Annotated in this window: 21 protein-coding genes; 13 read left to right on the top strand and 8 right to left on the bottom strand. The window is 73.8% G+C overall.

Going from position 1 to position 21,849, the window contains the following annotated elements; all coding sequences use genetic code 11:
- Nucleotides 1-35 precede the first annotated feature (35 nt).
- The 7 genes from OU787_RS05820 (at nt 36) to OU787_RS05790 (ending at nt 6,349) form a co-directional block, all read left to right on the top strand.
- Entirely contained in the window at nt 36-1,793 is a 1,758-nt protein-coding gene (locus OU787_RS05820; protein ID WP_030460394.1) for an ABC transporter ATP-binding protein, read from the top strand.
- Between the two features lie 239 nt (nt 1,794-2,032).
- Complete coding sequence (locus tag OU787_RS05815) at nt 2,033-2,281, top strand: LapA family protein (RefSeq protein WP_014134887.1); 249 nt, start codon at nt 2,033-2,035, stop codon at nt 2,279-2,281.
- 65 nt (nt 2,282-2,346) lie between these two features.
- Nucleotides 2,347-3,075, top strand: a complete 729-nt coding sequence (locus OU787_RS05810; protein WP_030464132.1) for an amino acid ABC transporter ATP-binding protein — start codon at nt 2,347-2,349, stop codon at nt 3,073-3,075.
- Nucleotides 3,076-3,085: 10 nt separating this feature from the next.
- Nucleotides 3,086-3,991 (top strand): glutamate ABC transporter substrate-binding protein, encoded by a 906-nt coding sequence (locus OU787_RS05805; RefSeq protein WP_198545101.1) that lies wholly within the window; start codon nt 3,086-3,088, stop codon nt 3,989-3,991.
- A gap of 61 nt (nt 3,992-4,052) precedes the next feature.
- Nucleotides 4,053-4,697, top strand: a complete 645-nt coding sequence (locus OU787_RS05800) for an amino acid ABC transporter permease (RefSeq protein ID WP_030464130.1) — start codon at nt 4,053-4,055, stop codon at nt 4,695-4,697.
- A gap of 31 nt (nt 4,698-4,728) precedes the next feature.
- Nucleotides 4,729-5,586, top strand: coding sequence for an amino acid ABC transporter permease (locus OU787_RS05795; protein ID WP_268658746.1), 858 nt, complete (start codon nt 4,729-4,731; stop codon nt 5,584-5,586).
- Nucleotides 5,587-5,659: 73 nt separating this feature from the next.
- Nucleotides 5,660-6,349, top strand: a complete 690-nt coding sequence (locus tag OU787_RS05790) for a spermidine synthase (RefSeq protein WP_268658745.1) — start codon at nt 5,660-5,662, stop codon at nt 6,347-6,349.
- A gap of 9 nt (nt 6,350-6,358) precedes the next feature.
- On the opposite strand, the gene OU787_RS05785 is transcribed toward OU787_RS05790, so the two are convergent.
- Nucleotides 6,359-8,623, bottom strand: a complete 2,265-nt coding sequence (locus tag OU787_RS05785) for a glycoside hydrolase family 18 chitinase (protein ID WP_268658744.1) — start codon at nt 8,621-8,623, stop codon at nt 6,359-6,361.
- Nucleotides 8,624-9,022: 399 nt separating this feature from the next.
- Between OU787_RS05785 and OU787_RS05780 the strand changes: the two genes are divergently transcribed.
- Complete coding sequence (locus OU787_RS05780; RefSeq protein ID WP_030464126.1) at nt 9,023-9,349, top strand: hypothetical protein; 327 nt, start codon at nt 9,023-9,025, stop codon at nt 9,347-9,349.
- 70 nt (nt 9,350-9,419) lie between these two features.
- On the opposite strand, the gene OU787_RS05775 is transcribed toward OU787_RS05780, so the two are convergent.
- From OU787_RS05775 to OU787_RS05755, 5 genes are all read right to left on the bottom strand, one after another.
- The gene (locus tag OU787_RS05775; protein ID WP_030464125.1) at nt 9,420-9,824 is read right to left on the bottom strand and encodes a DUF4259 domain-containing protein; all 405 of its coding nucleotides are present in this window, start codon (nt 9,822-9,824) and stop codon (nt 9,420-9,422) included.
- A 182-nt stretch (nt 9,825-10,006) separates the two neighbouring features.
- Nucleotides 10,007-10,354, bottom strand: a complete 348-nt coding sequence (locus OU787_RS05770; protein ID WP_268658743.1) for a hypothetical protein — start codon at nt 10,352-10,354, stop codon at nt 10,007-10,009.
- A complete protein-coding gene (locus OU787_RS05765; protein ID WP_268658742.1) occupies nt 10,351-12,654 on the bottom strand; it encodes a hypothetical protein in 2,304 nt (767 codons plus the stop codon). Before OU787_RS05765 ends, OU787_RS05770 begins: the two co-directional genes overlap by 4 nt.
- A gap of 97 nt (nt 12,655-12,751) precedes the next feature.
- Nucleotides 12,752-13,543 (bottom strand): TetR/AcrR family transcriptional regulator, encoded by a 792-nt coding sequence (locus OU787_RS05760; RefSeq protein ID WP_030464124.1) that lies wholly within the window; start codon nt 13,541-13,543, stop codon nt 12,752-12,754.
- A gap of 196 nt (nt 13,544-13,739) precedes the next feature.
- A complete protein-coding gene (locus OU787_RS05755) occupies nt 13,740-14,300 on the bottom strand; it encodes an NUDIX hydrolase (RefSeq protein ID WP_051817334.1) in 561 nt (186 codons plus the stop codon).
- 122 nt (nt 14,301-14,422) lie between these two features.
- Here OU787_RS05755 and OU787_RS05750 point away from each other — a divergent pair, with 122 nt between their 5' ends.
- Entirely contained in the window at nt 14,423-14,767 is a 345-nt protein-coding gene (locus tag OU787_RS05750) for a hypothetical protein (protein WP_030462189.1), read from the top strand.
- Nucleotides 14,768-14,793: 26 nt separating this feature from the next.
- The gene (locus tag OU787_RS05745) at nt 14,794-16,023 is read left to right on the top strand and encodes a serine hydrolase domain-containing protein (protein ID WP_268658741.1); all 1,230 of its coding nucleotides are present in this window, start codon (nt 14,794-14,796) and stop codon (nt 16,021-16,023) included.
- A 26-nt stretch (nt 16,024-16,049) separates the two neighbouring features.
- Here OU787_RS05745 and OU787_RS05740 read toward each other — a convergent pair whose 3' ends face one another.
- Nucleotides 16,050-16,376, bottom strand: a complete 327-nt coding sequence (locus OU787_RS05740; RefSeq protein WP_030462191.1) for a hypothetical protein — start codon at nt 16,374-16,376, stop codon at nt 16,050-16,052.
- Nucleotides 16,377-16,588: 212 nt separating this feature from the next.
- Here OU787_RS05740 and OU787_RS05735 point away from each other — a divergent pair, with 212 nt between their 5' ends.
- Complete coding sequence (locus tag OU787_RS05735) at nt 16,589-17,017, top strand: DUF6325 family protein (RefSeq protein WP_268658740.1); 429 nt, start codon at nt 16,589-16,591, stop codon at nt 17,015-17,017.
- A gap of 7 nt (nt 17,018-17,024) precedes the next feature.
- Nucleotides 17,025-17,405 (top strand): SHOCT domain-containing protein, encoded by a 381-nt coding sequence (locus OU787_RS05730; RefSeq protein WP_268658739.1) that lies wholly within the window; start codon nt 17,025-17,027, stop codon nt 17,403-17,405.
- Nucleotides 17,406-17,493: 88 nt separating this feature from the next.
- On the opposite strand, the gene OU787_RS05725 is transcribed toward OU787_RS05730, so the two are convergent.
- Nucleotides 17,494-18,537 (bottom strand): terpene synthase family protein, encoded by a 1,044-nt coding sequence (locus OU787_RS05725; RefSeq protein WP_268658738.1) that lies wholly within the window; start codon nt 18,535-18,537, stop codon nt 17,494-17,496.
- A 273-nt stretch (nt 18,538-18,810) separates the two neighbouring features.
- Between OU787_RS05725 and OU787_RS05720 the strand changes: the two genes are divergently transcribed.
- Nucleotides 18,811-21,765: an ATP-binding protein gene (locus OU787_RS05720; protein WP_268658737.1), complete on the top strand. Its 2,955-nt coding sequence runs from the start codon at nt 18,811-18,813 to the stop codon at nt 21,763-21,765.
- The last annotated feature ends 84 nt before the right edge of the window (nt 21,766-21,849 follow it).

Below are 21,849 nucleotides of genomic sequence, written 5' to 3'. Positions count from 1 at the left end.
CGGAGTCGAAGGAGTACGTCGTGAAGCCCCCGAAGATGCACGAGCAGGGGCCGGCCACCACGCTGCCGGTCGGCTCCACCGCGGCCGTGCGGGCGTACGGGCGGATGCTGTTGCGGCGTCACCGCAAGGGGCTGGCTGCGGTGGTGGGCCTGCACGGGGCGGCGACGGTGGCGGGGCTGGTCGGGCCGGCGGTGCTCGGGTCGCTGGTGCAGTCGCTGTCGGTGGAGGGCGGAGGCGGGCGGATCGCCGCCGCGATCGGGTGGTACCTGGCCGCGCTGGTGGTGCAGTCGGTGTTCACCGGGCTGTCGCTGCTGCGCGGCAGCGTGCTCGGCGAGGAGGCGCTGGCCGACCTGCGGGAGGACTTCCTGGTCCGCTCGGTGGGGCTGCCGCTCGGCGTGCTGGAGCGGGCCGGCACCGGTGACCTGGTCTCCCGGGGCACCACCGACATCGACCGGCTGGCCCGCTCGGTCCGCGACGCGGTGCCCGAACTGGTGGTCGCCGTGGTCTCGGTGGTGCTGGTGCTCGGCGCGCTGGTGGTCACCTCGCCGCTGCTGGCCGCCACCGCCGTGCTCGGCCTGCCGCTGCTGATCCTCACCTCCCGCTGGTACTTCCGGCGGGCCCCGCAGTCCTACCGCAACGAGTCGGCCGGGTACGCGGCGGTCAACACCGTGCTCGCCGAGACGGTCGACGCCGGGCGGACGGTCGAGGCGCTGCGGCTCGGCGACCGCCGGGTGGAGCTGACGGACCGGAAGATCAGCGAGTGGATCGCCTGGGAGCGGTACACGCTGTGGCTGCGCAGCGTCTGGTTCCCCACCGTGGACGGCACCTACGCGCTGGCCGTGCTCGGCACCCTGGTGCTCGGCGGGCTGTTCGCCCTGCACGGCTGGATCGGCCCGGGCCGGCTGACCACCGGGGTGCTGTACGCCCAGGCGCTGGTGCACCCGGTCTCCCGGATCCTGCGCTGGTACGACGAGCTGCAGATCGGGCAGACCTCGCTGGCCCGGCTGGTCGGCGTCCGCGAGGTCGCCGAGCCGGAGACCGACGCGGCGCTGCGCCCGGACGGCCGCCGGGTCGAGGCCCGGCAGGTCAGCTTCGGCTACCGGGAGGGGGCGGACGTGCTGCGCGACATCACGCTGGACGTCGAGCCGGGCAGCCGGGTGGCGCTGGTCGGGCCGTCGGGGGCGGGCAAGTCGACGCTGGGCCGGCTGCTGGCGGGCATCTACGCGCCGGGCCGGGGCCTGGTCACGCTCGGCGGGGCGCAGCTGTCGCGGATGCCGGCCGAGCGGGTGCGCACCGAGGTGGCACTGGTCAACCAGGAGCACCACGTCTTCGTCGGCACCCTGCGGGACAACCTGCACCTGGCCCGCGAGGAGGCCGACGACACCGAGCTGCGGGCCGCGCTCACCGCGGTCGACGCGCAGGAGTGGGTGGACGCGCTGCCGGACGGGCTGGACACCGAAGTCGGCTCCGGCGGCACCGCGTTGACGCCCGCCCAGGCCCAGCAGCTGGCGCTGGCCCGGCTGGTGCTGGCCGACCCGCACACCCTGGTGCTGGACGAGGCCACCTCGCTGCTCGACCCGCGGGCGGCCCGGCACCTGGAGCGTTCGCTCTCCCGGGTCCTGGCCGGGCGCACCGTGGTGGCGATCGCGCACCGGCTGCACACCGCGCACGACGCCGACGTGATCGCGGTGGTCGAGCAGGGCCGGATCACCGAGTACGGGCCGCACCCGGAGCTGGTGGCCTCCGGCGGGCCGTACGCGGCGCTCTGGCGGTCCTGGCGGGACGAGAGGTAGCGGGGGAGGGGCTGTTGCCGCACCGTCCGGCGGGGATTCCGGCGGACGGTGCGGCGGTGGGGCGGTGGGGCGGTGCGACGCTGGGCCGGTGCCCGGTGCCCGGTGCCCGGTGCCCGGTGCCCGGTGCCCGGTGCAGGCGGGGCGGGTGTAGCGCGGATGGGTGAATGGGGCGGGTGAATGGGCGGGGGCGGCGGGGTGGCGCGGCGGTCGGTGGGTGGGGGCGGGCGCAGACTGCGGGGGTGACCAAGACATCAGGTGGTTCTCCGTCAGGCACCCAGCGCAACGAGATCGCGGGGATTCCGACCCGGTACATCGGGATCGGCGTCATCGTGGTGCTGGCGGTCTGGTTCCTGTTCGCCAACCTGGACAAGGTGAAGATCCAGTTCTGGGTGTTCACCGTCACCTGCCCGCTGTGGATCGCACTGCTGGCGACGCTGCTGGCCGGAACGGCGCTGGGCTGGCTGCTGAAGGGGCGGCGCAGCAGGTGACGGCCCCGGGGGAGAGCACGGGGGCGTCGGCGGCCGGGGCGCCGGGCGGGTCGGCGGGGGAGCCGCTGATCGAACTGCGCGGGGTGAACAAGCACTTCGGTGCGCTGCACGTGCTCCAGGACATCGACCTGACGGTGGGCCGCGGCGAGGTCGTGGTGGTGATCGGCCCGTCCGGGTCGGGCAAGTCCACGCTGTGCCGGGCGATCAACCGGCTGGAGACGGTGGAGAGCGGCAGCATCCTGATCGAGGGGCAGCCGCTGCCCGCGGAGGGCAAGGGGCTGGCGAAGCTGCGCGCCGAGGTGGGGATGGTGTTCCAGTCCTTCAACCTGTTCGCGCACAAGACGGTGCTGCAGAACGTGACGCTGGCTCAGGTCAAGGTCCGCAGACGGGGGAAGGCCGAGGCGGAGGCCAAGGGGCGGCAGCTGCTGGAGCGGGTCGGGCTGGCGGCGCACGCGGCCAAGTACCCGGCGCAGCTGTCCGGTGGCCAGCAGCAGCGGGTGGCGATCGCCCGGGCGCTGGCGATGGACCCGAAGGCGCTGCTGTTCGACGAGCCGACCTCGGCGCTCGACCCCGAGATGATCAACGAGGTGCTGGAGGTCATGCGTTCGCTGGCCGCCGAGGGCATGACCATGGTGGTGGTCACCCACGAGATGGGCTTCGCCCGGTCGGCCGCCAACCGCGTGGTGTTCATGGCGGACGGGCGGATCGTCGAGGACCGCGTCCCCGAGGAGTTCTTCGCGAACCCGCGCAGCGAACGGGCCCGGGACTTCCTCTCCAAGATCCTGAAGCACTGAGGTGGTTCGGGTGAGGAAGAACGTCGTGCTGTCCGTGCTCGTCCTGCTGGCCGTGCTGGGGGGCCTGTCCGGCTGCGGCAAGGAGGGCACCCCGCCGCCGAAGGGCCCGCAGCCCAGCGCGCTGCCCAGCTACCAGGTGCGCAGCAGCGACACCGTCACCGGTTCGCCGACCCTGGACGCGGCCCGCTCGCGCGGCCACCTGGTGGTCGGCGCCAAGGAGGACCAGCCGTACCTGGGGCAGAAGAACCCGGCGACCGGCGAGTACTCCGGCTTCGACATCGAGATCGCCAAGATGGTCGCCGCCGACCTGGGCTTCGCCCCCGAGCAGATCGAGTTCCGCACCATCGCCTCCGCCAACCGCGAGACGGCGCTGCAGAACGGTCAGGTCGACTACTACGTGGGCACCTACACCATCAACGCCAACCGGAAGAAGCTGGTCGGCTTCGCCGGGCCGTACTTCATCGCCGGGCAGGCGCTGCTGGTCCGCAAGAACGAGACGAAGATCAACGGCCCGCAGGACCTGGCCGGGCGGAAGGTCTGCTCGGCCGCAGGGTCGACCCCGTACCAGCGGATCCAGCAGGACTACCCGCAGGCGAAGTTGATCGGCTACGACACCTACTCGGCCTGCGTGGACAACCTGATCACCGGTCAGGTCGACGCGGTGACCACCGACAACGCGATCCTGCAGGGCTACGCGGCGAAGGTCCCGGACGAGCTGAAGATCGCCGGGCAGCCGTTCTCCAAGGAGCCGTACGGCATCGGCGTGCCGAAGAACGACACCGTGCTGCGGCTGGCGCTGGACGACGCGCTGCAGCGGCACGAGCAGAACGGCGACTGGAAGAAGGCGTACGAGGCGACGCTCGGCCTGTCCGGGGTGCCCGCGCCCGAGCCGCCGCCGATCGACCGCTACCAGTGAGGCCGTCACCAGTGAGAGCACGACCGGACAGGCCGCTACCAGTGAGCAGGGAGGAGGACGGGTGAACGTCCTGACCGACAACTGGTCCACGTACTGGCACGGGTTCCTCGGCACGCTGTGGCTGACCCTGGTGAGCGCGGCGCTGGCGCTGGGGCTCGGGGTGGTGGTCGCGGGGTTCCGGGTGTCGCCGGTGCGGCCGCTGCGGGCGTTCGGCACCGGGTGGGTGACGGTGCTGCGCAACACGCCGCTGACGCTGCTGTTCTTCATCGTGGTGCTGGGGCTGCCCCGGTTCGACATCACGCTGCCGTTCTTCACCTTCGCGGTGCTGGCGCTGGGCTGCTACACCTCGGCGTTCGTCTGCGAGACGCTGCGCTCGGGGGTGAACACGGTGCCGGTCGGGCAGGGCGAGGCGGCCCGCAGCCTGGGCCTGACGTTCACCCAGACGCTGGGCCTGGTGGTGCTGCCGCAGGCGTACCGCTCGGTGGTCGCGCCGCTGGGCAGCGTGATGATCGCGCTGGCGAAGAACACCGCGATCGCGGGTTCGTTCAGCGTGGTCGAACTGCTCGGCACCTACCGGACCATCAACGAGCTGGGCTACGGCATCGTCTGGACCTTCGTCTGGATCGCGGTCGGGTACCTGATCCTGACGCTGGCGATCAGCGCCCTGTTCAACCTGCTGGAGCGACGGGTGGCGGTGTCCCGATGACGGCCGGTGCCCCGATGACGGAGGTGTTCCGATGACGGTGGAGTCCTCCGCGCTGTACGACGTGCCGGGCCCGAAGGCGCTGGCCCGGCACCGGCTGTACGGGTGGCTGGCGCTGCTGGTGATCGCCGCCGTGATCGGCTGGGTGGTCTACATGCTGTTCCACACCCAGCAGTTCACGTACCAGAAGTGGATGCCCTTCGAGTACAAGGGCGTTCAGGAGCTGCTGCTGCGCGGGCTGGCCAACACCCTGAAGGCGTTCGGCTGGACGGTGCTGTTCGCGCTGCCCTTCGGTGCGCTGTTCGCCGCCGGGCGGCTCTCCGACCACCGGGTGGTGCGCTGGGTGTCCACCCTGGTGGTGGAGTTCTTCCGGGCGATGCCGCTGCTGGTGATGATCTTCTTCATCTTCGTCGCGCTCAAGGCCCCGCCGATGTGGGCGCTGGTCGCCGGGCTGACGCTGTACAACGGCTCGGTGCTGGCCGAGGTGTTCCGGGCCGGCGTGCTCGCGGTGCCCAAGGGGCAGCGGGAGGCGGCGTACGCGCTGGGGCTGCGCAAGACCCAGGTGATGGCGTACGTGCTGGTGCCGCAGGCGAACCGGGCGATGCTGCCGACCATCGTCAGCCAGCTGGTGGTGGCGCTCAAGGACACCTCGCTCGGGTTCCTGATCACCTACGAGGAGTTCCTGCACGCCGGGAAGCTGATCGCCACCAACCTGGACTACGACCTGCCGTTCATCCCGGTGGTGATGGTGATCGCCCCGGTCTACATCGGCATGTGTCTGCTGCTGTCCTGGTTCGCCAAGTGGCTGGAGCGGCGCGGGCGGCGCAGCCCGAAGGCGAAGGGCGGCGCGCCGGTCGCGGCGGCCGGACTGACGCCCGACCCGCAGGGGTAGCGGTCGGTGACCGGGCGGGTCGGCTAGGGTCAGGAGGTCCACGATCGGTGCCGACCTTCCCAGGAGTTGCCGGATGTCCGTGCTGCCCAGCCGCCAGGGCCTGTCCGAGGCCGAAGTGCTCGACCGGCGGGAGAGCGCCGGCGGCGAGGTGGTGCTGCGGCGCCGCGGCGGGCACTGCGAGGTCATCGTGAACGGCTGCTTCCTGATGGACACCGTCGACGGCCGCTCCGAACGGCTGCTGGTGCAGGCCGCGCTGGACGAGCTCGCGGCGGTGGCGCGCCCCAGCGTGCTGATCGGCGGGCTGGGCGTCGGCTTCTCGCTGGCGCACGCCGCCGCCGAGCCGCGCTGGGCGCGGATCGCGGTGGCCGAGCGGGAGGCGGCGATCATCGACTGGCACCGCACCGGTCCGCTGGGCGCGTTCTCCGCCGGGGCGCTGGACGACCCCCGGGTCGAGGTGCTGCACACCGATTTGGTGGCGTACCTGGCGGCGGGCGGGGAGCGCTACGACGCGCTCTGCCTCGACATCGACAACGGGCCGGACTGGACGGTCGGCGCCGAGAACGACCGGCTGTACGGGCCGGCCGGGCTGGCGAACGCCGCCGCCCGGCTCAACTCCGGCGGGGTGCTGGCGGTGTGGAGCGCGCAGCCGTCCGCCGCCTTCGAACGGGCGCTGCGGGAGGCCGGGTTCACCGATGTGCGGACCGAGGAGATCCCGGTCGAGCGCGGCGTGCCCGATGTCGTCCACCTGGCACGCCGCGCCTGAACCCGCCTGCTACTTCAGGCCGTTGGCTAGCGCCGTCATCAACTCGCCGTTGGCGGTGTCACCGTCGAAGGACCAGATCATCGCCCCGGCGAGGCCCTGCTCCTTGATCCAGCCGGCCTTCCGGGTGATCTCCGTCGGGTCGTCGTAGGTGTAGAGCACGGTGCCGTTGTAGAGGTAGGCGTGGCCGGCCACCTCGTCCCGGTAGAGGGTGTAACCGCCGCCCGCCAGCTTCTCCTTGAGCTTGTAGTAGTCCTCGAAGCCGTTCTCGTAGCTGCCCGGCGCGGGGCCGGTCGCGGTCTGGAACAGGCCGTTGGTGCTGCCGCGCGGCACGCCCGTCCAGCCGCGGCCGTAGAACGGGACGCCCAGGGTCAGCTTGGACTTCGGGGCGCCGCCGTTGACGTACGCGTTGATGGCGATCTCCGAGCTGAACCGCCGGTCCGGGGTGGACGGGTCACCGGCGGCGACCCGCAGGGCGGACTGCTGGTTGGTGGTCGTCTCCCAGGCGCCGTGGTAGTCGTAGCCCTGGACGGTGGCGAAGTCGAACGCACCGAACAGGCCCGGGATGTCGATGCCCGCGGTGATCTTCGCCGGGTCGGCGGGCAGGAAGGCGCTCAGCGTGTAGTGCTTGCCGGTGGTGGCGCCGAGGGCGTCCAGCTGGCGGCGGAACTCCTGGGCCAGCAGGGTGTAGTTGGCCTTGTCGGCGGGGCGGATCACGTTGCCGAGGTGGCCCTCCGAGTTCGGCCACTCCCAGTCCAGGTCGATGCCGTCGAAGATGCCCGCCGCCGAACCGGCGCCGCCGCGGCCGTCGATCACCGGCAGGTTGCCCTTGATGTACAGGTCGATGCAGGAGGAGACCAGCGCCTTGCGCGAGGCGTCGGTGGCCGCCGCGTCGGAGAACCACTTGCTGTAGGACCAACCGCCCAGCGAGATCTGCACCTTGAGGTTCGGGTACTTGGCCTTGAGCTGCTTGAGCTGGTTGAAGTTGCCGGCCAGCTTCTGGTCCCAGGTGTCGGTCGTCCCGGCCACCGAGGTGCCCGCGTCCCAGCCGCGCCCGAAGTCCGCCCAGGCGTCGCCCGCCCCGTCGCCCGCGTTCGGGTCGGAGTCGTTGCCCGCCGCCTTGTTGGTGAGGAAGCACTGCTTGGTGGACGGGTGGATGTTGGCGAACGCGTAGTTCAGGTAGTCCAGCTTCGCGGCGCTGCCCGAGGTGTCCAGCCGCTTCACGCTGTAGCCGCGGGCGTACACCGACCACTGGGTGAAGTAGCCGATGGTCAGACCGGTCCGCGGGTTGACCTTGCCGGTGCGCAGGGTCACCGGATTGGAGGCCGGGGAGGTGTTGCCCGCCGCGTCCCGGGCCTTCACGGTGAAGGTGTACGGGGTGTCGGGAGAGAGGCCGGAGACCGTCGCCGCGGTGGTGGGGGCGGCGACGGTGAGGGCCAGCGTCCCGCCGTTGTACACGTCGTACGCCGTCACCTCGACGTTGTCGGTCGCCGCGCCCCAGGCCAGGCCGAGGCTGGTGGCGCCCGCCGAGGTGCCCACCGGGGTGCCAGGCGCGGAGGGGGCCACGGTGTCCGGCGGGGGCGGGGTGATGTCCACCGTCGCCGGGGCGGAGGCCGCCGAGCGGTTGGCGGAGGTGTCGAACGCGACCACGGTGAAGGTGTGCCGGCCGTCCGCCAGGCCGCCGATCGTCACCGCCGTGCCGTCGCCCGTCACCGTGGAGACCTTGGCCGCGCCCTCGTACACGTCGTACCCGGCCACCCGCACGTTGTCGGTGGACGCCGTCCAGGACACGGCGGCCCGGCCCGGGCCGGACTGCGTCGCGGTGACGTCCGTCGGGGCGGTCGGGGCCTGGTCGTCGCCGCCGCTGCCGTCGCACGGCTTGCCGTTCAGCTTGCAGTTCCTCGGCTCGGCGAACGGGCCCGAGTAGGCCACGTTGAAGCCGAAGTCGTACGAGGCGCCGGGGGCGATCTGCGGCTGCCAGCCCGGGTTCTTGACGGTGACGTGGGAGGCCGCGGCGGTGTACGTGGCGTTCCACAGCGAACCGAGGGCGTGGTTCGCGGGGAGGTCGAACTCCAGCGTCCAGCCGTTGATCGCGGTGCTGCCCGCGTTGGTGATGGTGTAGCCGCCGCCGTAACCCGAGCCCCAGTCCTGGTCCTTGTGGAAGACCGCGGTGGGCTCGGCGGCGTGCGCGCTCCGGGCCGGGAGGGAGACCGCCAGCAGCGGGGCGAGCAGGCTGCCGACGGCGAGCAGGGGGAAGCGGTACCGACGTCTGCGCATGAAGGGCTCCTGTCCGGGAGCGGCGCCGCGCGAGGCACGCGCGGGCAGGCTCCACTGCCTGTGGGGAGGAGGGGTTCGCGTGTGCAGGTGCGGGGCGAGCAGGCCGCGGCCCGGCGGGCCCTGGCGGGCGGGCGCGGGCGGCGGACTCCTTGGCCGTCGGGGAGCCCGGGAGTTCCTGTGTCATTGGAGGGTAGGGATCGGGTAATGGAATGGCAATAGGTCTGGACCATGCGGAAATTGCCGCAAGGGGACGGGGATCGGGGGTTTGAGCGGCGGTTCCTCCGGGGGTGCGGACGCGGTGGAAATCAGGTGACGGACCTGGGTGGGAGGGGGCGGAGTGAGGGTGATGTGTGTGACACGCGTTCCCAATCGCACGGTGGGTGCGGCATGATCATTGGCATGCTCGAACGTGAGATCGAACTGCTGGCCCAACTCCTCGAGGAGTTCGGCGCCCTGCGGTTCCCCCCGGGCTGGTACGACCGGGAACCCGGTGGCACGAGCCTCGTCACCCTCGCCACCACCCTCACCGGCTGCACCGTCGCCGCCCTCGACGGCCCGCTCGCCGACCGCCACCGCGAACACCTGCGCCAGCGCCGCGCCCTGCTCGCCGACCTGCTGCCGGCCGTCGCCGCCGACACCTACGCCACCAGCTACTTCGTCACGCTGTACCGGATGGCCGTGCTCGCCGAGGAGGTCGACGACCGGCGGGCGGTGGAGGTGAACTGACGGGACGTCGGGGGTGGCTGCGGCTGTGGCTGCGGCTGTGGTCGGCGGCCGACTGTCGGGCCGCGGGCGGTCAGGCCGGGCGCAGGACGGTGCGCAGCCGGTCGATGCCCTCGCGCCAGTCGGTGGACAGGTCGGTCTCGTCCCAGAGCTCGGCCAGCTCGGAGTCCGCACCCAGGACGCGGTCCAGCGCGGCCACCGCCAGCGGGCGCAACTCCGCCGGGAACGGCGGCAGCGGCTCCTGCGGCCCGTACGCGGTGGTGACCGGCTCGCCGCCCGGGCACTGCGCCGCCACCAGCGCGGCGGCGGCCACCGCCTGGAGGGCCACGTCGGAGTCCAGGTCGTCCTCCTCCCCGGCGGCCTCGGCCAGCACGGCCCGGATCAGCTCGGCGCGCTGCGCCGGGGCGGTCTCGTCGAGGCTGCCTCCGAAGTCGGCGGCGGTGTCGTTGTCGAAGTGGCCGGTGTCCCAGGCGCCCATGGTGTTTCTCCTCCTGTGGTGGTGCGGCGATCTTCGCAACGGCCGCTGACAGTGGGGGTGGGGAGGTTTCGGGGTGGGAGGTTTCGGGGCGAGGGGCGAGGGCGGTTCCGGGACGGGAACGCGAACGGCGAGCCGGGGTCGGCTCGCCGTTCGGTGGTGCGGTGGTGCGGTGCTACGGGGGATCAGCCGAAGGGGCTGGCCGGGGGCGGGGGCGGCGGAGCCTGGGGCTGGGCCGGGGCGGGGGCGCTGGGGGCGGCCGCGCCGAACGGGTTGAAGTCCGGCGGCGGGACCTTCACCAGGCGGCCCTTGGTCGGGTCGGCCTCCTCCGGCTCCTCGGCCTGGCCCGCGGCGGGCGCGGCCGGGGCTGCGGCGGCGAAGGGGTTGAAGTCGGCCGGCGGGACCTTGACCAGGCGGCCCTTGGTGGGGTCCGCCTCCTCCGGTTCGGCGGCCGGAGCCGGGACGATCGGCGGGGCGCTCGGACGCGGGGGGATGTTCGCGGCCGGGGCGGGGGCGGCGGTCGGAGTGGTCACGGTGCCGAACGGGTCGGACGGCTCGGAGGAGAGCGTCGTCCCGAACGGGTCGGCGGCGGCCGGACGCGGGGCCGGAGCCGCCGGGGCGGGGACCGGTGCGGTGGGTGCGGCCGGGGCCGCGGCGGCGGGTGCGGGGGCGAGGGACGCGAAGGGGTTGAAGTCGGCCGGCGGGACCTTGACCAGGCGGCCCTTGGTCGGGTCGGCCTCCTCCGGTTCGGCGGCCGGGGCTGCCGGGGCGGGCGCGGCCGGGGCTGCGGCGGCGAAGGGGTTGAAGTCCGCCGGGGGGACCTTGACCAGGCGCCCCTTGGTGGGGTCCGCCTCCTCGGGCTCCTGGGGCGGCGCGGGAGCGGCCGGTGCCGGGGCGCCGAAGGGGTCGCTGCCCGCGAACGGGTCGCTGCCTGCGAAGGGGTCGGCGGCGGCCGGTGCGGTGGGTGCGGTCGGGGCTGCCGGGGCGGGTGCGGGGGCGAGGGAGGCGAAGGGGTTGAAGTCGGCCGGGGGACTTTGACCAGGCGGCCCTTGGTGGGGTCGGCCTCCTCGGGCTCCTCGGCCGAGGCCGGGGCTGCCGGGGCGGGTGCTGCGGCGGCGAAGGGGTCGCTGCCTGCGAAGGGGTCGGGTGCGGCCGGGGCGGCGGGCGCGGCCGGGGCCGCGGCGGAGGGCGCCGGGGTGAGGGACGCGAAGGGGTTGAAGTCCGCGGGCGGGACCTTGACCAGGCGGCCCTTGGTCGGGTCGGCCTCCTCCGGTTCGGCGGCCGGGGCTGCGGCCGGTGCCGAGGCGGCGAACGGGTCGCTGCCTGCGAAGGGGTCGGGTGCGGCCGGGGCGGTGGGTGCGGTCGGGGCTGCGGCGGCGGGTGCGGGGGCGAGGGAGGCGAAGGGGTTGAAGTCGGGCGGCGGGACCTTGACCAGGCGGCCCTTGGGCTCCCCGTCCTCGTCGATCGGCGAGGCAGGGGCCGGGGCGGGCGCCGGGGCGGCGAACGCGTCCGTGGAGGCCAGCACCGGGGAGGCGGTGCTCTGCGCGGGCAGGTCGCCCGGGGCCGGGGTGCCGAACGGGTTGAAGTCGGAGGGCGGCACCCGCACCGCCGTGCCCGGCGGGTTCTCGGGCTGCTCGGGCGCAGCGGCGACCGGCACCTGCACCTGCACCGGCGGAGCGGGGGCCTGGGCCTGGGCCTGGGCGGGCACCGGCGTGGGCGCGGGTGCGGCCGGGGGCGCGGCGGCCGGCTGGGCGGGGAGGGTCCGTCCGACCGGTACCGGGGTCGGGGCCACCGACACGCCGTCCCAGGCGAGTTGGACGGTGCAGAGCAGGTCGGCGAACACCTCGGTGTACACGTCCCAGTCCTCGGGGTCCGAGGTGGTCAGCTGGACGGTCAGCACGGTGGCCCCGTCCGGCATCGGCAGGAACGCCTCGACCACGGTGCTCACCACCCGGCCGCTCGGGTCCTCGTCCCGCAGCTCCTTCAGCGCGGGCACGGCCCGGGTCTCGACCAGCAGCGCCGCCGGGCCGGACGGCAGCAGCACCGTCCACACCTCGGCGTACGGGCGCTCGGTGGACAGGTCCACCGCCAACTCCTGGATCGGCTGGGAGCACTGGACGGTCGACACCACCAGCGACACCCGGGAGCGCCGGCCGTTCACCAGCAGCGCGCCGACACCCGCGTACGCGACGTCCGCCGCCGCGAAGTGCTCGGCGAGCATCGCCGCGACCACCGCGAAGTCGTTGCGCTCGGCCGGGGTGCCGCCCGAGAACACCTCCTCGGCGGTCTCCGCCAGGTGTGCGGACAGCGCGTTGCCCGAGCCGCGGACCGTCAGGGTGTGGAACGCGGGCGGCACCACCAGCCGGGCCTCCACACCGGAGCCGGTCGACAGCTCGTCGGGCGCGACGGTCGTCCGGGGCTCCGCGAGCGCCGCGAGCGCCGGGGTGAACCCGGCCACGGTCTCGTCGTCCAGCCCGACCGGCTCGACGGACAGCCGCAGCGCGGCGGCCGACGGCACGTCGGTCAGGCCGAGCACGGACGCCCCGAAACGCTGGGCCAGCACCGGGACGGCCTCGCGGCCGGCGGCGGCGTTCGGACGGCGGACGCTGGACACCTCGACGACGGTGCCGAGCTTCGGCACGGCGAGCAGGCCGGGGCCGATCTGGCTGATCCGCAGGCCGAACAGGGCCTTGGCGGCCGGGTGTTCGGAGTGGCGGAACGCGGTGAGGGCGTCGGCCTGGTAATGGGTGGCACGGCTGCCGAGAAGTGCGGCGCACGCCGCGTCCAGCGTGGCCGTGATCCGGTCTGCGGCGGCGAAGCCGTCCTGCGTCATTCGCCGAGCCCCCTCGTTCTCGGGTGTGGACAGTTCAGCCAATTCTTATCAGACCGGGACCGTGCGGGTCGGTGGGTTGGCCGGGGGCGACCGGGGCTCAGGGAGCGGGCGGAGCGGCCAGCCGGAACAGGGCCTCGGTGAGGGCCGGGGCGGTGAAGGTCGCGGCGAGATCGCGGACCAGCAGGGCGGTCGGGCCGTCGGGGCGTTCCTCGGCGAAGAACTCGCCGAGCAGGGCGGCCAGTTCGGGGTCCCGGGTGGCGGTGAGGGCGAGCGCGGCGACCAGCTCCTGGACCAGCTGGAGCTGCAGCGTCTCGACCGGGACGGGCTTGTCGGACAGCCAGTCCAACGAGCTGATCTCGGCGTTGGCGATCCAGGCCCGGACGGTGCGGCGCAGGATCGGACTGGGCGCCGGCACGCCGAGGTGCAGCAGGATCTGCTCCTGCGCGGCCCGCCGGACCTGGTCGATGACGGCGTCCGCGTCCGGGCTGGCCGCGACCGAACCACCGCGCAGCAGCGCGGTGAAACCGGCCGCGTGGGACTGCACGAAGTCGAGGTAGCGGCCCATCACCCGGTACAGGCGCTCGGAGAGCGGGCCCTCGCCCGGCTCCTCGAACCGCCCGGCGAGCTCGCGCCCGGCCCGGCGCAGCGCCTCCTCGTACAGGGCCTGCTTGCCCGGGAAGTAGTGGTACACCAGCGGGCGGGAGGCGCCGGCGGCCGCGGCGATGTCGTCGATCGAGACGTCCTCGGGCGCGCGGTCCGAGAACAGCTGCAGCGCCACCGCGATGAGCTGCTCGCGGCGCTCGTCGACGCTCAGCCGCCGCCGGGGCGCACGGGCGGCAGGACGCTGTTCCTCCGCGAGGGGGGCCGCGGACGGCGTACGGGAAGCCATGCGGCCCACCCTAGTTCTTCGGACGTGGCGGGGGCGACGAGGAGGAGTGGGGACGGGGAGGGGAGAGATAGGGGCGAGTGGGCGTGGGGGCGGCGAGGAGGGGCGGAGGTGGAGAGAAGGGCGTGGCGGCGGCGAGGAGGAGCAGGGGAAGGGGCAGAGAGGAGAAGGGGAGAGGCGCGGGGCGGGCGGGGCGGGGTCAGGGGGTGGGGCGTTGGGACAGGTAGCGGCGGTAGGCTTCGCGGCCGTCGGGGACGAAGTCCCAGGTGGTGAGGCGTTCGGCGAGTTCGTCCTCGGTGAGCCAGGCGTGCCAGGCGACTTCGGACTCCTGGGGGTGCACCGGGCCGTCCCACTCGGCTTCGTGGACGTCGGACCACCAGCTGTAGCGGTCGCCGTCGGTGTAGAGGAAGCGGAAGAGCGGGCGGGTGCGGATGCCGGTGACGCCGAGTTCCTCCTCGGCCTCCCGGACGGCGGCCTCGGGGTAGCTCTCGCCGGTGCCGACCACGCCGCCGACGAAGCAGTCGTACGCGCCTGGGGCGAACGCCTTGGTGTCGGTGCGGCGGTGGGTGAAGATCCGGCCCTGCGGGTCGCGGACCAGGACGAAGACGCAGCGGTGGATCAGGCCGTCGCGGTAGACCTCGGAGCGCGGGGCGGTGCGCAGGACGCGGTCCTGTTCGTCGACCACGTCGAGGATCTCGTCCGGGTTGGTGGCGGGGACGTCGGCGGGGGCGTTCGCGGGGGAGTCGGCGGGGTTGTCCATGTCCGCCATTGTGACGTGCTCCGGCGATCCGCGGCGGTGTCACCCGAAAGGGTTGGTATACGTAGGGATCGGCCCGGGAAGGAACCCGGGCGAACCGTCAGGAACCTTTCCCGGGAGCAGAGTTGAAGAACCGCGCCGCCCTCCTGTCCGTCGCCGCCGCCCTGGTCGCGCTCGGCACCGCGCTGCCCGCCTCGGCCGCGCCGGCTCCGGCCGCCGCCGTGAAGTCGGTCCGCTCGGGGCTGGACTGCACCACCTGGATCCACAACAACGACCCGCTGACCGGCGGCGTCGACTGCACCAACAACACCGGTGCCGCGATCACCTTCCACGCCGACATCGTCTGCGGCTGGGCGCCGGACGTGACGGGCAACTCGGTGACGGCCCAGCCGGGCCAGACCCAGGAGTCCTCGGGCCACTGCGCCTTCTACTCCACCGGCATCGGGCACATCGGGTGGACGGTGGAGTGACGTCCCCGGGTGTCTAGGGTGGACGGGTGGAGAGACAGCAGATCCAGGGGTTCACGGCGGACGGGTTCGAGCCGGTCCGGGCGGCCTTCGAGGGCAACTTCCGGCAGTACGGGGAGCTGGGCGCGGCCTTCGCGCTGTACCTCGACGGGCGGAAGGTGGTCGACCTGTGGGGCGGGGACGCCCGGCCGGAGGTCGGGGCCCGGCCGGCCCCGGCGGTCGGCTGGCAGGAGGGGACGGCGCAGGTGCTGCGCTCCGTCACCAAGGGGCTGACCGCCTCCGCCGCCCTGCACCTCGCGCAGCGCGGACTGCTGGACCTGGACGCCCCGGTGGCCGCGTACTGGCCGGAGTTCGGGCGGGCCGGGAAGGGGCGGGTGCCGGTGCGCTGGCTGCTCTCGCACCAGGCCGGGCTGCCCGCGCTGGACGTGCCGCTGCGGATCGAGGACGTGCTGGCCTGGGAGCCGGCCGTCGCGGCCGTCGCCGCCCAGGCCCCCGCCTGGGAGCCCGGCACCGCGCACGGGTACCACCCGCTGACCTTCGGCTGGCTGGTCGGCGAGGTGGTCCGGCGGGCCGGGGGCCGCAGCGTGGGGCGGTACTTCGCGGAGGAGATCGCCGCCCCGCTCGGCCTGGACCTGTGGATCGGCCTGCCCGCCGCCGCGGCCGGCCGGGTCGGCCGGCTGGTCGACCTGCCCGCGCCGGAGGCCGCCGGGCTCGGGCCGGGCGGGATGCGGATGCGCCCCAAGCAGTCGGTGCTGGACGCCTACCGGGACCCGAGCTCGCTGACCGCCCGGGCGTTCGGCTCGGTGCGCAGCAGCGTCGACCTGAACGACCCGGCGGTGCAGGCCGTCGAGGTGCCGGGGGCGGGCGGGATCGGCACCGCCCGTTCGCTGGCCCGGTTCTACGCGGCGCTGATCGGCGCCGCCGACCGGGCCGACGCGCCCGGGCAGCGGCTGCCCGCGCTGTTCGAGCGGGGGACCCTGGCCGAGGCGGCCGGCCCCTCGGTGCAGGGGCCGGACCGGGTGCTGATCGTCAACACGGCCTTCGGCCAGGGCTTCTTCCGGCACGGCGGCACCTCGCCGATGGCCTCCCCGGCGAGCTTCGGCCACCCCGGCCGGGGCGGCTCGCTCGGCTTCGCCGACCCGGAGCTGGGCATCGGCTTCGGCTACGTCACCAACGGCATGCAGCCGGGCGTCACCGGGGACGTCCGCTCCCGGGCGCTGATCGCCGCCGTCCGGCAGTGCCTGGCGGCGCGTGGCTGAACCGGGGGCCCTCGTCGGGGGAGGCCCTATGCCTGGCCGGTGTCGAAGTGGCTGACCCGGCCGTCCGGGGCGACGGTGAAGCGCCAGGCGGTGCGCATCTCGCCCCAGGTGTCGTTGCGGTAGTCGGCGACCAGGGCGCGGCCGCCGGACTTCTCGGTCTGCACCTCGATGTGCCCGTGCGAGGAGAAGATCTCCCGGTCGACCCAGTCCGCCAGGTCGCGTTCGGATCCGTCGTCGGACATCGTGGCGTCCTCGGTCAGGGCGGCGAAGAAGGCGGTGCGGTCACCGGAGTTGACGGCTCCGAGCAGGCGGCGGACGGCCGGGTCGGAGAGTTTGTCGACGGCGATGGTCATGACGGCTGGCTCCTTGTCGGTGGGGCGGATGCTGCCTCGACGTGACCACGCCGGACCGCCGCCCGCCAGCCGCCGTGGGCCACTCGGAGACCGCCCCGCCGCCCGCACGGCCCGGGACGGCCTCGCGTGGCGTGCCGAGGGGTGCCCGGATTCGTGTGATTTCATCCCGATATGAGGGATATCCGGGAATCTGTGCACGGAAGGGAGCCCCGATGGGACCGGCCGAACTGCTCGTCCTGACCTTCCCCGAGGCGACGATCAGCGCCGAAGCGGCCATCGCGCTGGTCCGGCTGCGGGACGCGGCCGGGGTCCGGGTGATCGACTCGCTGGCGGTGCTCCGGGACGCCGAGGGCGAGGCCACCTACGGGGAGCTCACCGACTTCGAGCACCTGCGGGGCGTCGCGGGGCTGGACGCGGAGGAACTGCCGCTGATCGGGCCCGAGGACGCCCAGGAGGTGGCCGAGCTGCTGGAGCCCGGCAGCTCGGCGCTGATCGTGCTGATCGAGCACCTGTGGGCCGCGGAGGCGGCCGCGGCGCTGCGCGCGGTCGGCGGCCGGATCGCCTCCGGGGTGCGCATTCCGCCGGAGAACATCGAGGAAGCCGTCCGCGCCGCCGAGGCGCGCGTCGCGGCGGGAGAGTGAGGACGGCGTGTTCCGACCGATGAGGCCGATCCGGCCGGTCCGGGCGGTCCGCCCGGTGGGCCGCCCGCTGGCCCGCGGGCTGGTGGTGGGCGGTGCCGCGTACGCGGCGGGCCGGGCCGGGGCCCGGCGGGCCGCCGAGGAGCAGGACCAGGACCGGGCGATCGCCGAGCTGCAGGCCGAGCAGGACCGGGCCGCGCAGCAGCAGGCGGGGCAGCCGCCGGCCTACGCCCCGCCGCCGGCCGCACCGGCACCGGCTGCCGCGCCCGCGGCCCCCGCCGCGGGTGGCGAGGACGTGGCGAGCAAGCTGGCCCAGTTGGCGCAGCTGGTGCAGCAGGGGCTGCTCACCCCGGAGGAGTTCGCCGCCGCGAAGGCCAGGCTGCTGGCCTGAGCGCGGGCGGCGGACCCGGGGCGGACGGTGCCGGGTGCGGCGTTCGCGGGGTGCGGCGGTGTCCGCGGCGGCCGGCCGGGGCCGGTGGTCACCACAGCTGGTCCCACCACCAGGCGATCTCGGGGTAGGGCGGCGGGGTGAGCCGGCCGTCGGCGGGCCGTTCGGCGCGCACGGCGGCCGGCAGCGTTCCCGGGGTGCGCTCGGTGTAGCGGGCGGAGGTGAAGCCCCACTCCAGGTTGCCGCTCACCAGGTTGGACAACTGCTGGATGTAGCGCCGCAGTTCGGCCCCGGCCCGGCGGCCGGTGCGGTCGGAGAGGCGGAGGAACAGGCACATGGTGCGGTCGTGCAGGGCGGCGGCCTCCTGCAGGGCCTGTTCCTGTCCGCAGTCCAGGTGGCGCTGGAGCGCGTCCACGATGTTGCTCTCCAGGGCGCCGTGGTCGTCCTCGCGGCGGTAGGAGTAGACGTCGGCCGAGACCAGCACCAGGAACTTGGCGGCCTCGGTGAGTGCGTGCACCCGGGGCGAGTCCAGTTGGGACTGCGGGATGGCGGTGCGCTCGCAGACCTCGATGATCTCGATGCAGGAGCGGCTGCCGCGGTCCAGCGGACCGATCGTCAGGTACTCGGCCAGCGTCATCGGCCGGCGCTCGGAGCGGTAGGCGACGACGGTGGCGGCGCCCATGAAGGACTCCAACTGGCTGTCCGCCCAGCGCTTGACCGACAGCGCTGGGGCCCAGACCCGGGCCCGTTCGAACACGTCGCGCACCGCGCCGACGTACAGGTCGGTCTCGTGCGGGTGGGAATTCGCGGAATTGATAACAGCGAGTAGCGTGGCTGCTATGGTGAGTACACGGGACGGGTCCCGGCTGAGCCTGCCGGTGTCCCACTCGTCGTCCAGTGTGAGCATGCTGCACAGCCACTGAGAGACCAGCTCCAGCCCGGTGGTGCCCTCGGCGTCCTTGGCGATCCGGCAGACGAACTCGTGCGCGCCGATGGCCAGGAGGCGGCGGCGGCGTTCCGCGTCCGAAGCGAAGCCCATCGTTTCGAGCCACAGTTCGGTGCTCTTGCCGACGGCTTCGTGATCGGGGTGCAGGCCGGACGGGATGGGGCAGAAAAGCGGGGGTATTGCAGCCAACGTGTCTCCAGTGCGGCCTGTTTCCGGTGCGGCGCCGATCAAGGGATGCGCGGTCCCGGCGATGGCCTTCCCCCGAGAAGATCAACTACACCCTTGTAGCCCGAAAGTTATCCGATCGGATCGTCAGATGTCATGGCTGGTAAGGCATTTGCCCCGGGCAACGCCTTCTAACCCTGCGTCAGGCACCCCTGCCTGCACGAACGCCGCCCGCGCGGCCCGCGACGGCGCTAAGGTCGGGAACGGAGTGCCGGACGGCGAGTCGGAGGGACGGACGTGGCCGAAGAGCAGAACGGGCCGCAGGAGCGGGAGGCCGGCGCGGAGCCGGTCGGCCAGCGGCTGTGGGAGCGCGATCAGGAACTGCGTTCCGTCGATCAGGCCGTGGACAGGCTGTGCCGGGAATTCGCCGCCGGCGGTCTGAGGATCGGCGAACTACTGGTCTTCTCCGGATCGCCCGGCATCGGCAAGACCTCCATGCTGGAGCAGGTCCGCCGGATCGCCGGCGCCCGCCAGGACTCGACCGTGCTGTTCGCCCGCGGCAACGAGCGGCAGCGCCGGGAGCCGTTCCGGGTGCTGCGCCAGCTGCTCCTGCCGGTGCTCAGCGACCTGACCGAGGCCGAGGTCGAGGAGGTCTTCGGCAGCTGGCACAACATCGTCGCCCCGGCCGTCGGACTGGCCCCGCCGTCCGACGAGGTCGAGCGGATCGACCCGCAGAGCGTCCGCGACGGCCTGGACTTCGTCATCACCCAACTCGCGCCCCGGCGCGCCCCGTTGGTGGTGATCGTCGACGACCTGCACGCCGTCGACCAGGAGTCGCTGACCTGGCTGGCGTCCTTCGCGGTGCGGGCCCGGGAGCTGCCCGTGCTGCTGGTCTTCGCCTACCGGCACGAGTTCGAGGAGGAGGCCCGGGCGCTGGCCCAGCAGATCCACGAACGGGCCGCCCGCAAGCACGAGTTGCTGCCGCTCAACCCGGTGTCGGTGGCCGCCATCGTGCACGGCGAGTTCGCCGAGGCCGACGACGCGTTCTGCCGCCAGGTCTGGGCGGTCACCGCCGGCGGCCCGTACGACACGGTGGCGCTGCTGCGCGAGGTCCGCGACCAGAACCTCGAACCGGTCGAGGAGAACTCGCCCCGGCTGCGCGACCTGGCCGCCGCGGCCCGCGGCGAGGGCCGCGACTACTGGCTGGACAAGCTCGGCACCACCGTCCTGCAGTTCGCCTGGGCCGCCGCCCTGCTCGGCACCGAGATCAAGGAGGACCTGGCCGGCCGGATCTGCGGGCAGGGCCCCGCCCAGTCCGGCGAGTCCGTCCAGGCGCTGCGCCGGATGCGGGTGCTCACCAGCCAGCCCAACGGCAGGCTGGAGTTCGTCCACCCGCTGATCGCCACCTCGATCTACCAGTCGATCCCGCCCGGCGTCCGCACCGGCATGCACGGCATCGCCGCCACCGCGATCGAGAACAGCGGCGGCTCGTTGCTCTCCTCCTCCCGCCACCTGCTGGAGACCCACCCCGGCGAGGGCGACGACGTCATCGTCCGCAAACTGCGCCGGGCCGCCGCCGAGAACCTGGCCATCGGCGCCCCCGAAGCCGCCCGCCGCTGTCTGGAGCGCGCCCTCAACGAGCCGCCGGACGAGGAGGACCAGGCCGAGGTGCTGTACGAACTCGCCTGCGCCAGCCTGCTCACCGACCCCGAGGCCACCGCCAACCAGCTGCGCCGCGCCATCGACATGGACAACGGCCTCAGCCCCGACCTGCGGGTCGAGGCGGTGTTCCGGCTCTCCGAGGTGATCGCCCACAGCGGCGACCTGAGCGCGGCCGCCGCGCTCTGCCTGGACGAGTCCGAGCGCGCCCCCGAGGGCCCCGGCCGGATCCGGCTGCTGGTCGCCCACCTGCTGTACACCGCCCTGCAGCGGGACGAGGAGGACGGGCCCGGGCGCGCCGAGCGGGTCCGCCGGCTGGTCGCCGAGGTCGACCCGGACAGCGAGGTCGCCCACCCGGTCCGCGCCCTGTACGCCTGGGACCTCACGCTCCGGGGCGGCAGCGCCGCCGACGCCCTGCGGGCCGCCGAGGACGCCCTGGTCGACGGCCGGCTGCCGCGCGGCCTGGGCTGGACCAACACCACCTGGAACTTCGAACTGCCCGCGCTGCTCGGCCTGTGCTTCGCCTACAACGACGAACTCGCCCGCGCCGAGAAGCTGTTCAGCTCCGCCATCCTGGAGTTCGAGATCGCCGGGTGGAGCGGCGCGCACCGCGGCTTCGCCTACTTCCTGATGGGCTACGCCCGGCTGCGCCGCGGCTTCCTCCCGGAGGCCGAGGACTTCCTGCGCCGCGGCCTGCGGATCGCCGACCGGATGGGCACCGGGCTGCCGCTGACCTGGAACCTGGTCGGCGCGCTGATCGACACCCTGCTGGCCCGCGGCCGCGACCACGAGGCCTGGGAGATCGCGGTCAAGTACCGCTTCCTGCCGCCCTACCACCAGACCGCGCTGCTGCTGCCCGACGTGGCCACCATCTACGGCAAGCTGCTGATCTCGCGCGGCGACTACGGGATGGCCGTCGAGGTGCTCGCCGAGACCGGCACCCGGCTGGACAAGCGCGGCTGGCGCTCCACCGTGCACGCCCCGTGGGCCGGCTACCTGGCGGTGGCGATGGCGCACCTGGACCTGCCGTCCGCCCGGAAGAACGGCGAGGACGCGGTGGCCCGGGCGATGGTGTCCGGCTCGCCGTCCGCGATCGGCACCGCGCTGCGGCTGGCCGCCAGCGTCTGGGAGGGCGTGCACGCCGTCGAGCTGCTCCAGGAGGCGGTCGGCTGGCTGGGCCGCTCCCCGGCGAGCTTCGAGCACGCGCACGCGCTGGTCGACCTCGGGGCCGCGCTGGTGCAGGTCGGCCGCAGCCTGGAGGCCGCGGAACACCTGTACCAGGGCATGGAGTTGGCCAAGCACTGCGGCGCGGACGGGCTGGAGGTGCGGGCCCGCAACGTGCTGGCCTCGGCCGGGCTGCAGCCGAGCCGGCCGCCGGCCCCGCCCAAGGACGCCCTCAACCCGCAGGAGTGGGAGGTGGCCCGGCTGGCGGTCCGGCCGCTGCCGCCGCAGCGGATCGCCGAGGAGCTGGGTATCCCGCTGGGGATCGTCAAGCAGCGGCTGGCCGCCGTGCACCGCAAGCTCGGCACCGGACCGGAGGGCCTCGCGGACGCCCTCGGGATGCCCACCGACGGCCCCGGGCAGGCCGGCTGACGGCCCGGCCGATCCGGTCGGCGCGCGGGGCGGGTCGCCGGTCCGCGCGCCGGGTCGGGCTACGCTGACCGGGCAGGATGATCA

The sequence above is a fragment of the Kitasatospora sp. YST-16 genome (genome assembly GCF_026802215.1).
GTDB classification, from domain to species: Bacteria; Actinomycetota; Actinomycetes; order Streptomycetales; family Streptomycetaceae; genus Kitasatospora; species Kitasatospora cineracea.
Note: the sequence above shows the minus strand (reverse complement) of the source record. Positions and strands in the feature narration are given on the sequence as shown.

What these genes read in the sequence shown, in the direction of transcription:
- OU787_RS05820 (WP_030460394.1), top strand. Translation starts at nt 36, where the DNA reads ATGCACGAGCAGGGGCCGGCCACCACGCTGCCGGTCGGCTCCACCGCG.
- OU787_RS05795 (WP_268658746.1), top strand. Translation starts at nt 4,729, where the DNA reads ATGACGGTGGAGTCCTCCGCGCTGTACGACGTGCCGGGCCCGAAGGCG.
- OU787_RS05790 (WP_268658745.1), top strand. Translation starts at nt 5,660, where the DNA reads ATGTCCGTGCTGCCCAGCCGCCAGGGCCTGTCCGAGGCCGAAGTGCTC.
- OU787_RS05785 (WP_268658744.1), bottom strand. Translation starts at nt 8,623, where the DNA reads ATGCGCAGACGTCGGTACCGCTTCCCCCTGCTCGCCGTCGGCAGCCTG.
- OU787_RS05780 (WP_030464126.1), top strand. Translation starts at nt 9,023, where the DNA reads ATGCTCGAACGTGAGATCGAACTGCTGGCCCAACTCCTCGAGGAGTTC.
- OU787_RS05775 (WP_030464125.1), bottom strand. Translation starts at nt 9,824, where the DNA reads ATGGGCGCCTGGGACACCGGCCACTTCGACAACGACACCGCCGCCGAC.
- OU787_RS05765 (WP_268658742.1), bottom strand. Translation starts at nt 12,654, where the DNA reads ATGACGCAGGACGGCTTCGCCGCCGCAGACCGGATCACGGCCACGCTG.
- OU787_RS05760 (WP_030464124.1), bottom strand. Translation starts at nt 13,543, where the DNA reads ATGGCTTCCCGTACGCCGTCCGCGGCCCCCCTCGCGGAGGAACAGCGT.
- OU787_RS05755 (WP_051817334.1), bottom strand. Translation starts at nt 14,300, where the DNA reads ATGGACAACCCCGCCGACTCCCCCGCGAACGCCCCCGCCGACGTCCCC.
- OU787_RS05740 (WP_030462191.1), bottom strand. Translation starts at nt 16,376, where the DNA reads ATGACCATCGCCGTCGACAAACTCTCCGACCCGGCCGTCCGCCGCCTG.
- OU787_RS05735 (WP_268658740.1), top strand. Translation starts at nt 16,589, where the DNA reads ATGGGACCGGCCGAACTGCTCGTCCTGACCTTCCCCGAGGCGACGATC.